The organism is Arcanobacterium canis, assembly GCF_029625435.1.
GTDB lineage: Bacteria > Actinomycetota > Actinomycetes > Actinomycetales > Actinomycetaceae > Arcanobacterium > Arcanobacterium canis.
This window is the reverse complement of the sequence record NZ_CP121208.1, coordinates 1,566,436-1,579,331: the sequence shown is the minus strand read 5'-3', so window position 1 is coordinate 1,579,331 and position 12,896 is coordinate 1,566,436. Positions and strand designations below refer to the sequence as shown.

Annotated in this window: 12 protein-coding genes; 5 read left to right on the top strand and 7 right to left on the bottom strand. The window is 54.5% G+C overall.

The window, feature by feature from the left end:
* Positions 1 to 20 precede the first annotated feature (20 nt).
* The 3 genes from P7079_RS07085 to P7079_RS07075 form a co-directional block, all read right to left on the bottom strand.
* Complete coding sequence (locus P7079_RS07085) at positions 21 to 689, bottom strand: response regulator transcription factor (protein WP_278012577.1); 669 nt, start codon at positions 687 to 689, stop codon at positions 21 to 23.
* Complete coding sequence (locus P7079_RS07080; protein WP_278012576.1) at positions 679 to 1,311, bottom strand: sensor histidine kinase; 633 nt, start codon at positions 1,309 to 1,311, stop codon at positions 679 to 681. Before P7079_RS07080 ends, P7079_RS07085 begins: the two co-directional genes overlap by 11 nt.
* A gap of 809 nt (positions 1,312 to 2,120) precedes the next feature.
* Entirely contained in the window at positions 2,121 to 2,351 is a 231-nt protein-coding gene (locus tag P7079_RS07075; protein ID WP_278012575.1) for a hypothetical protein, read from the bottom strand.
* Between the two features lie 244 nt (positions 2,352 to 2,595).
* On the opposite strand from P7079_RS07075, the gene P7079_RS07070 reads away from it, so the two are divergent.
* A complete protein-coding gene (locus P7079_RS07070) occupies positions 2,596 to 4,146 on the top strand; it encodes an alpha/beta hydrolase (protein WP_278012574.1) in 1,551 nt (516 codons plus the stop codon).
* A 50-nt stretch (positions 4,147 to 4,196) separates the two neighbouring features.
* On the opposite strand, the gene P7079_RS07065 is transcribed toward P7079_RS07070, so the two are convergent.
* A complete protein-coding gene (locus P7079_RS07065; RefSeq protein ID WP_278012573.1) occupies positions 4,197 to 4,739 on the bottom strand; it encodes a YceI family protein in 543 nt (180 codons plus the stop codon).
* 366 nt (positions 4,740 to 5,105) lie between these two features.
* Between P7079_RS07065 and P7079_RS07060 the strand changes: the two genes are divergently transcribed.
* Together P7079_RS07060 and P7079_RS07055 are read left to right on the top strand one after the other, a co-directional pair.
* A complete protein-coding gene (locus P7079_RS07060; protein WP_278012572.1) occupies positions 5,106 to 6,446 on the top strand; it encodes an alpha/beta hydrolase in 1,341 nt (446 codons plus the stop codon).
* A 74-nt stretch (positions 6,447 to 6,520) separates the two neighbouring features.
* Positions 6,521 to 7,957, top strand: a complete 1,437-nt coding sequence (locus tag P7079_RS07055; protein WP_278012571.1) for an alpha/beta hydrolase — start codon at positions 6,521 to 6,523, stop codon at positions 7,955 to 7,957.
* On the opposite strand, the gene P7079_RS07050 is transcribed toward P7079_RS07055, so the two are convergent.
* Genes P7079_RS07050 through P7079_RS07040 form a run of 3 tightly spaced genes read right to left on the bottom strand, consistent with a single transcriptional unit; the run spans position 7,954 to position 11,028 of the window.
* Complete coding sequence (locus P7079_RS07050; RefSeq protein ID WP_278012570.1) at positions 7,954 to 9,120, bottom strand: MFS transporter; 1,167 nt, start codon at positions 9,118 to 9,120, stop codon at positions 7,954 to 7,956. The genes P7079_RS07055 and P7079_RS07050 overlap by 4 nt on opposite strands.
* Before the next feature lie 28 nt (positions 9,121 to 9,148).
* Complete coding sequence (locus tag P7079_RS07045; protein ID WP_278012569.1) at positions 9,149 to 9,808, bottom strand: response regulator; 660 nt, start codon at positions 9,806 to 9,808, stop codon at positions 9,149 to 9,151.
* Entirely contained in the window at positions 9,805 to 11,028 is a 1,224-nt protein-coding gene (locus tag P7079_RS07040; protein WP_278012568.1) for an ATP-binding protein, read from the bottom strand. The genes P7079_RS07045 and P7079_RS07040 overlap by 4 nt, the downstream gene beginning before the upstream one ends.
* A 113-nt stretch (positions 11,029 to 11,141) precedes the next feature.
* Here P7079_RS07040 and P7079_RS07035 point away from each other — a divergent pair, with 113 nt between their 5' ends.
* Both P7079_RS07035 and P7079_RS07030 read left to right on the top strand, forming a co-directional pair.
* On the top strand, positions 11,142 to 12,479 hold the full coding sequence (locus P7079_RS07035) for a PspC domain-containing protein (RefSeq protein ID WP_278012567.1): 1,338 nt from the start codon (positions 11,142 to 11,144) through the stop codon (positions 12,477 to 12,479).
* Between the two features lie 9 nt (positions 12,480 to 12,488).
* On the top strand, positions 12,489 to 12,707 hold the full coding sequence (locus tag P7079_RS07030; RefSeq protein ID WP_278012566.1) for a hypothetical protein: 219 nt from the start codon (positions 12,489 to 12,491) through the stop codon (positions 12,705 to 12,707).
* Positions 12,708 to 12,896 lie beyond the last annotated feature (189 nt).

The following is a 12,896-nucleotide window of genomic DNA, read 5'->3' as shown; positions in this document are numbered from 1 at the left end:
CATCGGTTTCGTCAACTGGATCAGACAAATGCTCCGGATCTTGCTGCTTTTGAAGCGAACTGTCCACGGCTGACACAGTCTGTTACTGCAAGGATTTGAGAAACATACGTACGAATTGAGGACTCTGAATAATCGGTTTTTCTAGCGATCACTTTGTTTGTCAGGCCAAGCGCAAGATACGAAGCGATCAAGTAGTCGCGATCATTGAGATTTTTAATGGCACGCAGAAATTCTTCTAGCTCGGGTGTGAGAATTGGTTGGGAAACGTAAGATTGCACAACAATTTCTGCGGGTCGTTCCGCGAGGACCATCTTTCCTTCGTAAGCCTTGCGGAGGTACTGAACAAGCTCCGGCACAAGAAGATCTTTTGTGAGGAAACCTTTGACTCCGAGTTTGAGCGCTTCTTGTAACGAGTTGGCATATTCAAACGCAGTAAGGATCACGATTGGCATTTTCGGATCGAGCTTATGGATTATCTGCGCTGCCTGGATTCCGGTAAGTGCTGGCATGTCAACATCGAGAACGACGAGATCCACTTCTGTTCTCTGGAAAGCTGTAACTGCAGCTCTCCCGTCAGCGACGGTACATAACACGTGGATGCCCTTTTGTTGATTGAGTAGGTCTGCCAGCTGGTATCGAACCAACGGATCATCGTCGGCCAAAAGTATCCGAATTGTATTAGTTGTCATGCGTATCTCCCTGTGAAGGTAGAGCGCAGGTGAGAATCCACTGCGAGGAAGCCTTGATAAACTCGATTTGTCCACCGACTTCTTCCACGCGGTATTGTAGATTACGCAGTCCAAAACCTCCGCTGATTGTAGGAAGTTCACCGGTAGCTACTTCATTCGACATGCTAATGTGAAGTGTTCCGGTTGTTTCAGTGGAGAGTGACACTGCTGCCGTTGTGCTTGCTTTCGCATATTTGAGAATGTTTGTCGCGCCCTCTCTTACAACGAGCCCTGCAATGAGGTCTTGTTGTGCGTCTACAACGCCGCATTCTGGTAGGAAGCTTTCGACTTCGAGAGTAATATTTCGCGTCAGAAGCATCTTCTTGGACAAATCGACTACTTCTGCGAGTGATTGTCGGTGTGCGTCTGCTTCGAGTGTCATGATCATCGGGCGGACTCTGCGTGACGTTTGAGACGCAAGCTCAGCAAGTGCGATGAGTTCCGCATCTTCGGGATGTGAACTGGCGATGTGTTGTGCGGAGAGGGAAATCTGAACCAGTTCTTTTGCCACTGTGTCGTGGAGAAGTGAAGCGAGATCTTCTCGGATTCGCGATGAGGCATGCGCTGCTTCGCGTTTACTCACTTCAAGACGATGCTCTAATATCTGCTGATGGCGGTGTAGGTGCTGAATTGCGACTCCGGCGAAAGTTGCAGCTAATGTTGACACAATTATGCTGATTCCAGCAGCAGATACATTTGTTGTTGACTGTAGTAGGATTGCTGACTCACAAGCGAGCATGAGAATGGCTTGGAAATACCATCTTCGGACTAGCCATACTGCAAAGATAGCGAAAACACCATTTGCTAGGGCAGACATGTCTGGAAGGCCTGGAAATAGCAGTAGAACACTGATTGTTGCTAGGAACAATAATTCGAAATATAAGCCGAAAATTCCTGACAGAATGAACACTGAACACACGCCAATAGGAATGAAATAATGCATTACGTGTGGATGAGAGCCGACATATCCGATGTATATTTCAAGGATGAAGGATAAAAACCCGATAAGGGTGAACGACCAAAGTTGATGTTTCCCAGGGGAGTGATCTCCAGGGAATATCCGATTGAGTATCGATCGTTTATCTGTCGAAAGGTTGCTTATCAAAATTTACACCCATATCTGCCATAGGTCAGCCAGCAGAGTATTCCCCGATATTGTTGGGTTTCTGCATTCGCGTTTTCAAGCGAAATCTGAGGATGAGGGTGCGCAGAGAGCTGCACGTTCTGTTCTGGTTGAATTGGCATAAGAAAAGAGAAAAACAGCATGGCAACAACAATATGAGCTAATTTCATTTTTTCGAAGCTTCCTATTTTCAAGTCAGGTAACTGTCATTGGGCTAGTGGTAGGCCTAGCATCGCTATCACCAGCCCAATGTTCAAATTTTGTTTGTATTAGTGATCGTGGTTTTCTTTCCACTTAATAACCGCGACCCATCCACAAAAGAAGATGAGCTGCCCTAAGTACCACCAGAAAAACTCAAGAGGGACATCCTTTGAGCCGTTGAGTATCCACTCCGTGCCGGTGAACCATAGCGTTAAAGGCAGAGGCAGTATAAGTAACAAAAGTACTGAAAATACCACTGCTCGGAAAAGTGAGGGTTCTTTGCGAGTATTCTTTGCCATGTTTTTCTCCAAATGTCCTGAGCGGAAACCCTTTTATTGAATCTACCAGATCTCTTTCCAGCCACATTTTGCTGCGTTCCAAGCAATGTCTAGGTGACATTTCAACTCTATGAGTGGTGTACGGAGGAAAGATATCGACAAATGTCGATGATTTTTGAGTTATCACTTCGTCGTTAGGAAACTGTGACCGAATATTTGGCTCGGCATGAGTCGAATGGGGAGTGGCGAGGTGGACAATAAGTACATGAATTTTTCTCCTCGTTCGGCGATGTTGCTTGCGCTATCGTTGATTTTTGGCATCGTTTTCATTGTTTGTGCCGTGCGACTGTTGCGAAGGGATCGACCTATCCGCGCAATCGCGTCGATCACATTCTCCGTTGTTTTATTGCTTAGTGCGGCTGCGATCCAAAAGAACCGCGTCACGCAAGGGCCGCTGACATGGGACGGTGTGTATGCGACGATCTGGCCGAAGCCCCTCGTCGGGCCGTCTAACATGCCGCAGAAAAAGAAAGAGGCACGCGCGCAAGGTGTTATCTCGGATACCGGTGAAGGGTGGATTGAGCCAAAACTTGCCAAGGTATGGGGGCAAGCTCCCAATCTGGCATATCGTGCCCGTCTGAAGCAATTTCATCCCGAAGGAGCCAACGCGAAGGGCGACTACTTCACCACCACATGGAAAGGCCCTCAATCTCAACTCGCGATGGAAATCATTGTGTGGGCGCCCCAAGGATGGCGCACAATGAAAAACCTCGGCGTGATCGAAATGCTTCATGGATATCCGGGCGGGATCAAAGGCGTGCCAGCTGCGATGAAATTCGATCACCAAATGAACGAGCTGATGTCTCGCAACAAGATCCGTCCCAGCGTGATTGTCTTGCCGTATTTGCGTCCCGACGGTGCTGAGACGCGGGCACTTGATCTTCCAGGCGAGCCGAAGGTTGGCACGTGGGCGGCGCGTGATGTGCCGGGGATGATTGCCAACACGTTCCCGGTGTCGCGGAAAAAGGAAATGTGGACGCTTGCTGGCGTTTCTGAAGGTGCCTACACGGCTCCAGCACTTGCGGTATTGGCGCGCGATACTTTCGGTTCCACGGTCAGTCTTTCGGGCACAAATACTCCAGAATACGGCCCACTTGCGAAGGTAGCGCCGTCGCAACAGGCGCAGGTGTCTCTCACGAGTCTTTTGCCTAAAGCTCCCAAGATGAATCTCTATGCCTACTCGGGTGGAAATGAACCGAAGTCAAATAAGCTTCTTGTGCAACTCTCACATCTTGCTAAGCGTCCGGGAGTCACGACTCTTGTGCGTGATACAGGGCGCGGTCACGGCTGGGTGACGTGGAATCACGCCTTTGCCGGTATGGCTGAGTGGATCGGTAACGTGCAACGTCACCAGGCTGAATCCACCATTGATGCGTCGGTGAAAGAACCGGCAGCAACCGCAGCCGCTGACGTCGAAAAGAATATGCATGGCATTGTGGGTGTCACGAGCATAGTGAGTATTTTGGCTCTCGCATGTTTTGCGTGGAGAGCATGGCTCTGGCGACGGCGGAGTGTTACGCAACGTTCCGGCGGTGTCAGCCGTCTTTCGGGCGGAAGCTCATCTCCGACGTCGGCACGCAAGTACAGTGCGGTTGCTGCCCGCCTGGTGGTGTGGGATGTCGTCGCCGTGGTGTTGGTGGCCCTGACAGTATTCGTGTGGGCTGTTCTTGCACTGAACTTGTGGGGGCAGTGGTTGAGAAGTGAGGAAGATATCCTCGGGCTCCTCGTCCAACTCGGGCTGCCCTACGACGGATAAAAAGTGAGGTGTGGGCAAAACCCACACCTCACTTTTAAATCAAGAAATCATCAGGCGCGAACTGCTTCGATGTCGAGGTTCACGGTGATCTTGTCTGCGACGAGGATGCCACCGGTCTCCATCGGGGCGGAGAAGGAAACGCCGTAGTCCTGGCGGTTAATTTCGAAGGAGCCTTCGAAGCCGATGCGTTCGGAACCCATCGGATCCTTGACTGGGCCTGCCCAGTCAAGGGTGACGTTCACTTCCTTCGTCGTGGCCTTGATGGTGAGGTTGCCGGTGACGGTTACGGTACCTTCGCCGACTTCAACTTTTGTCGATTCGAACGACATTTCGGGGTACTTGTCCACCCCGAGGAAGTCGCCGGAGCGAACGTGCTTGTCACGCGTCTCGTTTTCGGTGGTGAACGAAGCGGTCTGTGCAACGACCTTCACGGACGAGTTGTTGGGGTTGGTGCCGTCGATGGTGATGGCGCCTTCTTTGTCAGAAAACTCGCCGCGAACCTTCGAAATCATTGCGTGGCGCGCGGTGAAGCCGAGGCGCGAGTGTGCGCCGTCGATGGTCCAGGTGCCGTTGAGTTCAGTAAAATCTGCCATTTTGATCCTTTGAAAAGTATGTGGATGACGAACCGGAGGCGGTGCGCCTGTGGTTGGAGATCCGGGTGGATCCGCTGAAAAAGACAATATTGAATCTTAAACTAGAAAGCAAGTAGAAAATTTAATAACTTGTTCGAGAGTGGGGGTCGCGCGAATAATTCGTGATATTTCAACAAAATCTTGCTGTGTGAGGTATATCGCGTTGAATATTTGGCGGGGGTTACGTGCTGTGGAACTCACGGGTCATGCGTAGTGTTGGCGGTGTATTAGCGGCTCATCTGTGAGGAAGGGGCCATGTTCGGGCCAGATAAGAAATCGACTCTCAGATTCCTGGGTGCTCTCTCGGCTAGCAGTGCAGTATGTGCTGTGCGTGCAAGGTCTCGACGGCGTGCTCTAGGCTGTTCCCTTTTCGCTGGGGTGACATTGGCGGGAGTAGTCGGGATCCAGCACAACCGGGTCACCGATCACGTAGAGTCATGGCGAGACGTCTTGCACGCAATTTTTGCTCCTTCGCCTCAGCCGTATCCACTTCCCTTGCCACCGAAGCCTGATGTCTGGCAGGGCAAAGATGATCCCCGATACTGTGTCCACTTGGAAGAAATCTCTGCACCTGGTGTTGGCCAGGCCAGTGGGTGCTTTTACCGCGTGAACTGGACTGGCCCGGCGTCGGGAATCTCCTTGCCTGTCCTGATTTGGGCACCTCGTACGTGGCGCGAAGAAAAGAACCTGGCGGTCATCGAGCTCCTTCCGTCTTTTCCCGGAGCACCCGATGCGATGCCCAAGCAACTCAATCTCGACGCCGTGCTGACGCGCGCCATCGATACCGGCGAAATCCCTCCGACCGTGGTTGTGATCCCTCACGTTGCAATCGACTCCCGTGAACCCGATGCGTTTGATCTTCCTGGGCGGCCGAAAGTTGCTACCTGGGTTGGCCGCGATATTCCTGCCATGCTTGTGGCAAACTTTCCCGTCAGCACTGACGCACATCGATGGGCAATCGGCGGGATGAGCGCTGGAGGCTACAGCGGACCGGCGTTAGGCGCACTCCTTTCCGATACCTTCTCACATATCGTCAGTTTCTCCGGAGCTGACCGGGCAGAACTTGGAGGGATAGCGCGCGCAGGTGGTGAGCTTGCACAGCAATTCTCACTCACGGCACTGGTGGAAAAACGGCCGGAGCTCAATGTGTGGGCGTATGCGGCGGGCCGTGAGTATTTCGCAGGTCAAGCTGTGGGTGGTCTGGCAAAACTTGCTCTGGCTGGCAAACGCAGCGGTTCAACTGTGCTCATACATGACCCGCGCGCGACACATTCGTGGAAAAGTTGGGGCGAAGTATTTCCGGAGTGTATTTCATGGTTTGGTGAGGTTCTGGCAGGAGCTCGCCCTGTTTCGCTCAATGTTCCTGCAGCTCTCCTCGATGCACATGGTCGGCCAAGTCTCAGCCTTGCAGGAGTGTATGGAAGTATCGGACTTGCGTTAGTGAGCGGGGTTGCGATGATAAAAATGGCAGATAGGCGCGCCGGCGGCGTGGCGCCCGTGATGTCACCGTGTGCTACCGACGTCAGCGCGCAAATCCTGTGGACTTTTGGCGTGGGGCTGACCACAGTCAGCACCTGCCTCGGCGCCGTCGCAATCGTTGATCGAAAGTTCGCAAATCTGCGCCATATCGACAATATCCTCACGTTTGTTCGCCAACTTGGAATGTGACGGTGACGATGGCCGGAGCGCCGTCCGACTCCAGGTTGAGACAAAACTATGTTTGAGAGGTTCAATATTAGTTCATGAACTTCAGCCCTCGATCACTATTCCTCCTCGTCCTTTTTGTGGCGCTGGCACTCTTTGCCATGATTAATGCGACGCGGTTCCTCCGTCGTGGGCACATCGCACGGGCAGTGCTTGCGATCACCCTCGCGGCCGTGGTGGGGCTGGGGGCTATGGGAATCCAGATGAATCGAGTGTCGCAGTTTGCCAAGACGTGGCCTGCCGTAGCACATCTGGCATTCGGTAGCTCTGAGGTTCAAGATGTGAAAGCTGTGGCTCACATGCCATCCCGTGAGAAGGCGGTGTGGGAGGGCAAGAGTGATCCGCGTTATCGGGTCAAACTTACCGAGTTTCATCCTGAGGGGAAGGACGCACCTGGTCACTACTACCGGACAACCTTCACTGGTCCGCAATCAAAGATTCGCAACGATGTCATTATCTGGGCTCCCGAGGGCTGGCAAGACAGCGAAGATCTGGGCGTTGTGGAATTTCTTCACGGATATCCTGGAAAAATTGCTGCGATTCCTCAGGCCCTTGGCCTAGCTCGCCAGATGGACACAGCGATTCGCTCTGGCGCGCTCCGTCCGAGCGTGTTTGTGATTCCGTTGCTCTGGGTGGATCCTCTCCAGCCCGACGGGGTAGACCTGCCGGGGCGTCCCAAAGTTGGCACTTGGGCCGCTCGTGACATCCCTGCGATGATCGTGGCGAATTTTCCTGTGAGTCATGATGCGAAAATGTGGACGCTCTCGGGTATCTCTGCTGGTGGATATACTGCGCCAGCATTGGCTGTCATGGCGCGCGACACTTTCCGCAACGCGATCTCACTGTCTGGATCTGACGCCCCCGAAATGGGCGGGCTTTTGCGCACAAGCGTGAAAGTCCAATCGGAATTTTCGATCTCCCACATGCTCAAATGGGCGCCGACACTCAATCTGTACGCTGTTGCAGGAGATGCCAGCCTCGATTCCGGTGCTCGAACGTTGATTCACAATCTCGCCTCAGTGCGCGGACATGCGGGAGTGCTGACAACTGAGTATGTCCCTGGAGGAAAGCACGGCTGGGAACAGTGGAAACGCTATCTTGGCCCTGCACTGACATGGCTAGGAAAGGTGCAAACTGGAAAAATTCACACCAATGTCAACCATATGCCTCGGCTCATGGCGTCTGCGTCGGCTGCAGAAGGAATGAGCAAGGTGTATATCGGGCTTGGAGTAATTGTTCTTCTCGCTTGTGCCGCATTTGTTTCCCGCGCGTGGCTGTGGGCAGGAGTTCGGTTACGCTCGAAGGAACCAGCACGGCTCATGCGTCTGCTCGTGTGGGACGTCGGTGCAGTGGTGTTTGTGACCCTGGCAGTGATGGCGATCGGGGTTGCTCTTGTGAATTTGCGTGCAGGAGTGGTTCGCAGTCACGATGATCTGATCTCTGTGCTGATCATGCTTGGTCTGCCTCAAAGTTAACGTGCCGTGCGAGCCTTCTGCTGACGGTTGATGACTTCGGTTGCGCCGCTAGTGATCACAATTCCCGCAAGAATTGTCAGCGGAAGTGCGAGGGGCGATATCTGTACAAGCGCCACACCAATCAACGGCGGAATGAAGGTTTGCCCAATATATGCAGCGGCAATCTGACGGCCCATAACCCGGGGAGTCTGGAGCGTGCCAAAGCGCGTTGAAGTTTCTTTCAGCATCGTGGGGTAAATCGGCGCATACCCCAGGCCGATCAACACCAAACCGATTGCTGCGCCAAGTTCAGATCCGCCAAGCATAGCCGCTGCTCCACAACCTGCAACCGTGAAACCTATCCTCATCAGGTTGCGATTCGAGATCCACTTCGCACCCACGCCGGCTCCCATGCGCCCCAGGGTTAACGCAATAAACATTGCTCCGATCCACGCTGCGGCAACGCTCGGATCTGTCGCGAAGCGCCGTACAAGGTAACTGGCACCCCACAAACCAGCTCCCACTTCCACAGCTGAGTAAACGAAAAACCCAAGAAGTGCTGCGGTCAGTAGCCCGCGTCCATGCCGCCCCGTCGTCGGGCTTTTAGTCTCCGCTGCGTGATCGGTTACAGATACCGCCGACGGCGCCGATTCCCAGACTCGTCGTGACAGAAGAAAGAGACCGAGCAAAGCGAGTTGGATCAGCGCGAGGGCGACGTATGCCCCGCGCCAAGCCCCGATGTTCAAGAAAAAACCCATGATCAACGGTCCGGCCGATGCCCCGATGCCCCAGCACGCGTGAAGAAAATTCATGTGCGACGAAGAAAAATGAAGAGCCGCGAAGGAATTCATCGCTGAGTCAATCGCACCTCCGCCCATACCCAGGGGAATGGTGAGCGCGAGTACCCAAAGAAAATTCGGAGCCGCAGCATATCCCAAGAGGGAGACAGAAGTCAGAGCGATCGACACAGCCGACACCTTGAACGTTCCACATCGTCGGAGCAATCGTGAACTGGTCATTGCTGAGATGATGGTACCGAACGTGGCCACCATCGAAATGATGCCTGCCGATTCGCTGTTTGCCCCCAGCGCGGGTCCCATAACCGGCCATCCTGAGCCAAAAACTTGATCTGGTAGTCCAAGTGAGATGAAGGTGGCATAGATAATCGCGAGGAGAAAGCTCATGCCTTGATCCTATCGGAGAGAACGGCGGTTAGATTCCTCTGGCTGCGGCCCAGCGCGAAAGCTCGTGGCGGTTGGAGAGCTGGAGTTTACGCAGGACGGCAGAGACGTGCGTTTCGACCGTTTTAATTGAAATGAACAGTTCCGAGGCTGTTTCGCGATAGGTGTATCCACGGGCGATGAGGCGCATGACTTCTTGTTCGCGGGCAGAGAGTCGATTGAGCTCGTCGTCCTGCAATCCCGGAGAAGGACTGCCGCGGAAAGCGTCGAGGACAAAGCCTGCCAGACGCGGAGAGAACGCTGCGTCACCGCTGGCGACGCGCGTAATGGCTTCGTGGAGTTCTTCCGGACTCACGGCTTTGGTGACGTAGCCGCGAGCGCCTGCGCGAATGACTGCGACGACGTCGTCGGCAGAATCAGAAACAGATAGTGCGAGAAAGCGTGTGGGGACACCGCGTGCCAGCACTTTTCTGGCGACCTCGGCGCCCCCTGCCCCGTTCCCTCCGGGGAGATGGACATCGAGAAGGACGACATCGGGGGTCTGTGTTGGATCGCAGTGAGTCAGAGCGGCGACGGCGCCGTCAACACTGCCTGCTTCACCTGCGTATTCGATGCCGTCGAACGCGTCCAATTGGCTACGAACACCGGAACGGACGAGTGGGTGATCGTCCACAATGAATACTGAGATCATTTTTTGCCTCCTGCGTTGATGCGCATTCTCACTTCAGTTCCGCCGCTGGGGAGGGGAGAGCGGATCTCTGCCTCGCCTCCTGCGCCCTGTAATCTCGCATAGATCGAATCGCGAATTCCTGCGCGGTCTGAAGGGATCGATTCGAGGGTAAAGCCTGTTCCGCGGTCGCGAACAAAGACTTCGCACAGATCAGTCGAAAGATCCGCGAACAGCGAGATCTTCGGCGAACCGTGTTTCGCCGCGTTTGTCAGCGCTTCGCGGGTTGCTCCCACTAGGGCTTGGGTTGTGCGTGTTGGTGGCGAATCTCCCGAGATGACGACGTCGATTTCGACGTGGAACGTGGCTTCAATAGTGTTCGAAAGTGTGCGAATTTCTTCGGCAAGCGATGTGCCGTGAGCGCCTCGGTCGGAGTAGAGATAGCGTCGCAGATCGTGTTCTTGAGTTCGTGCCAAAGTGGCAACTTCAATCGGATCATCGGCCCGTGCCCGGATGAGGGTGAGAGTTTGGAGCACAGAATCGTGCAGGTGAGCAGCGATATTGGCGCGTTCTGACTCCCGGATTCTCCGGGCTTGTTCGACGAAGAGCTGGTTTTTGTTGCGTAAAAAGACTCCGGCCAGGACAACGCTCACGGCAGTGAGCATGACGAGGCCGACGCCGACGCCGGCCAGAGTTGCTTGCCATCCCAAGATTTGGGCGATCATCATCACCGACCCGAGTGTGGCAAGGGAAGCACCAATTACTGTCCAGCTCACAGCAACGCCGTCGCCGGGTTGTGCCCACGCGGCTGCTGCTCCGACAAAGAAAATCAGGACTGGGAAAACAACGCTAGTTGATGCGGCACTATCAGATCCCGCCATCAATGCGATCACCGCTGCGATTGTCAGGATAAGAAGGCTTGCAAACAGGAGAGACTTTCGCGACGGGGGCGTGTATGAACGCACGGGTGTCGGAGCGGCCAATTTAGGAGCAAGACGTGGGGCAACGTGCTCAGTTGGGTCGGCATGAGGGACTGCCAACACCAGGATGATGTACACTCCTGCGCCGAGTCCGTAGAACATACAGGCGAGGAGGAAACCAGCCCGCCATGCTGCCACGTTTCCGCCCAGATGTGTGGCCAGGGCCTGACATACGCCCGCGAGGATACGCGGGTGTCGGCGCAACAGCGGCGGGCGCTCAGGTGTCTTGGGCCCTCTGAGGAAGGAATAATCTGGGGTGCTCACCCTTCTATTGTGTCACGTGGCGCTTGCCTAAAAACGGTGCATGGCACAGATCAGGGTGAAACCAGGGTGTCCCCTCATATCGGTGGTGGTGGTGATTTTGCCAGGATTGAGCCATGAACATTTTTACTTCGATGAGGAAATCGCCGCTGCGCCGTACTCCAGACGGCTATCTCGGTGGCGTGTGTGCCGGTTTGGCACATCGATGGAACGTGGCACCTATTGTGGTGCGCATTGGTGCAGTGATTTTGGCGTCCCTCGCGGGTTTGGGATTGATTGCCTATGCGCTTGCCTGGCTTTTCCTTCCGAAAGTCACGAGCGAGGAGATCGAATTTGAATCTGCTGTTGGTGGCGACTTCAGTGGCCCATTTATCCTCAGTGTCGGACTGTTGGCGCTGGGTCTGTGGATGTTCGTTGATCGACCATTCTTCGTTCCGTTCCGTGTCGGTTCAGGTTTCGCAACTGTGCTCGTCATCGTTGTTCTTGGGATTGCTGTGGCGATGTGGGCAATGCGTCGCCACGGTAAGGATCTACCGACGCCACCCGCGACAGCTGAGGCTGCGCCGACTGCTGCGGCACAACCTGAGCAGGAGACCGTGCTCACTGAACAAATTGAGCAAGCACCGACTGGGCCTGACGACGTTGTCTCTTCTTATCGGGAGTCGCCGTCCACGGCGTCGGAAGGCCGCAAAACTCGCCAACGCAAAGCGTCACCGGCAGTCTCCGCTTCGTACATTTTGGTGTCCTTCGCTCTGGCCGCACTCGCCGCTGCAATTGTGCTTCTTGTGATGGGGCCGACTCTCGCTGCTGCCACTGTCGCTGCCGGTGCGGGGGCAATTATCACCGGTGGTGCCGTGATGATCGCGGGGATTACTGGCCGACGCGGAACATGGCTGACGCTTGTCAGTGTCGTTGCCTCACTTGCCCTCCTCCCAATGGTGATGCTGGCAGGTTTCTTGCCGCAACGCGTTGTGACAGCGCCTCATGTTTCCCTTTTCTCGACAAGTTGGGCACCCAATGATGTCTCCATCGTGACGGATCGTACGTACCATGCGCGTGACTTGTCTGATGGCGATGAGCTGAGCGCCGGTGTGGGGCACATGCACATCACCGTCGATCCCAAAGATCCGGTGATTTTTGAACTGCACACAGTTGGTGAGATCCAGGTGCCAGAAAGTGGAGCCTGGCAAGCTGCGAACGGTGATTTAGCATCAGTGTCGATGTCACACACGTCTCACGTGATCGATCCTCAGCGCGGGCGCCGATCTGCAACCAGTGGAAACCTCACGTTCGCGCCACGAAATCGTTTAGCGATGGCCATCACTTACTCCACACCTGCCGCTGTTGAACACCCCGATCAGGCGCGAAAAGTCAAAGTTGAGCTTGGCTTTGGACAAATCGATCTTGAAGAAAAAGCTGACTCGACACCGTCATTGGCGAATGAAAAGAAGTAGGAGAACACAATGAAAATTGGTTTGATTCTGTGGGGTGCCCTCCTCGTGGCCGCAGGCGTCTTCGCTGCACTTGTTGGTCTGGGAATACATTTCTCCCTGCTGTCGGTTGTCGTGGCAATGCTCGTGGTTTTTGCCCTCGTCTGTGCAGCAGCGGCAGCGCTGCCAGCTATGGTCAACCGAGACAAGCCCGAGGAAAGTGACCTTGAGCCGTGGCCAATCAAAGAATGACAATGTGGTGAAAGCGGGGTGTTTGGTGGGATTTCTTCGCCAAACACCCAGCTTGTCGCTTCGTGACAGTCTGGGACTCAAGCCCCGACGTCGGGTGCATGGGGTGTGTCACAAGTGTTAGACTTGGGTGTGGATTCAACGACGAATCTTTGAAGTCGATGTGGCCCCGAGCGTAGCAGGGCCGCTCCC

Excerpts from the sequence above, each read along its gene's own strand:
- P7079_RS07085 (WP_278012577.1), bottom strand. The coding sequence starts at position 689 with ATGACAACTAATACAATTCGGATACTTTTGGCCGACGATGATCCGTTG.
- P7079_RS07075 (WP_278012575.1), bottom strand. The coding sequence starts at position 2,351 with ATGGCAAAGAATACTCGCAAAGAACCCTCACTTTTCCGAGCAGTGGTA.
- P7079_RS07070 (WP_278012574.1), top strand. The coding sequence starts at position 2,596 with ATGAATTTTTCTCCTCGTTCGGCGATGTTGCTTGCGCTATCGTTGATT.
- P7079_RS07065 (WP_278012573.1), bottom strand. The coding sequence starts at position 4,739 with ATGGCAGATTTTACTGAACTCAACGGCACCTGGACCATCGACGGCGCA.
- P7079_RS07055 (WP_278012571.1), top strand. The coding sequence starts at position 6,521 with ATGAACTTCAGCCCTCGATCACTATTCCTCCTCGTCCTTTTTGTGGCG.
- P7079_RS07050 (WP_278012570.1), bottom strand. The coding sequence starts at position 9,120 with ATGAGCTTTCTCCTCGCGATTATCTATGCCACCTTCATCTCACTTGGA.
- P7079_RS07045 (WP_278012569.1), bottom strand. The coding sequence starts at position 9,808 with ATGATCTCAGTATTCATTGTGGACGATCACCCACTCGTCCGTTCCGGT.
- P7079_RS07035 (WP_278012567.1), top strand. The coding sequence starts at position 11,142 with ATGAACATTTTTACTTCGATGAGGAAATCGCCGCTGCGCCGTACTCCA.
- P7079_RS07030 (WP_278012566.1), top strand. The coding sequence starts at position 12,489 with ATGAAAATTGGTTTGATTCTGTGGGGTGCCCTCCTCGTGGCCGCAGGC.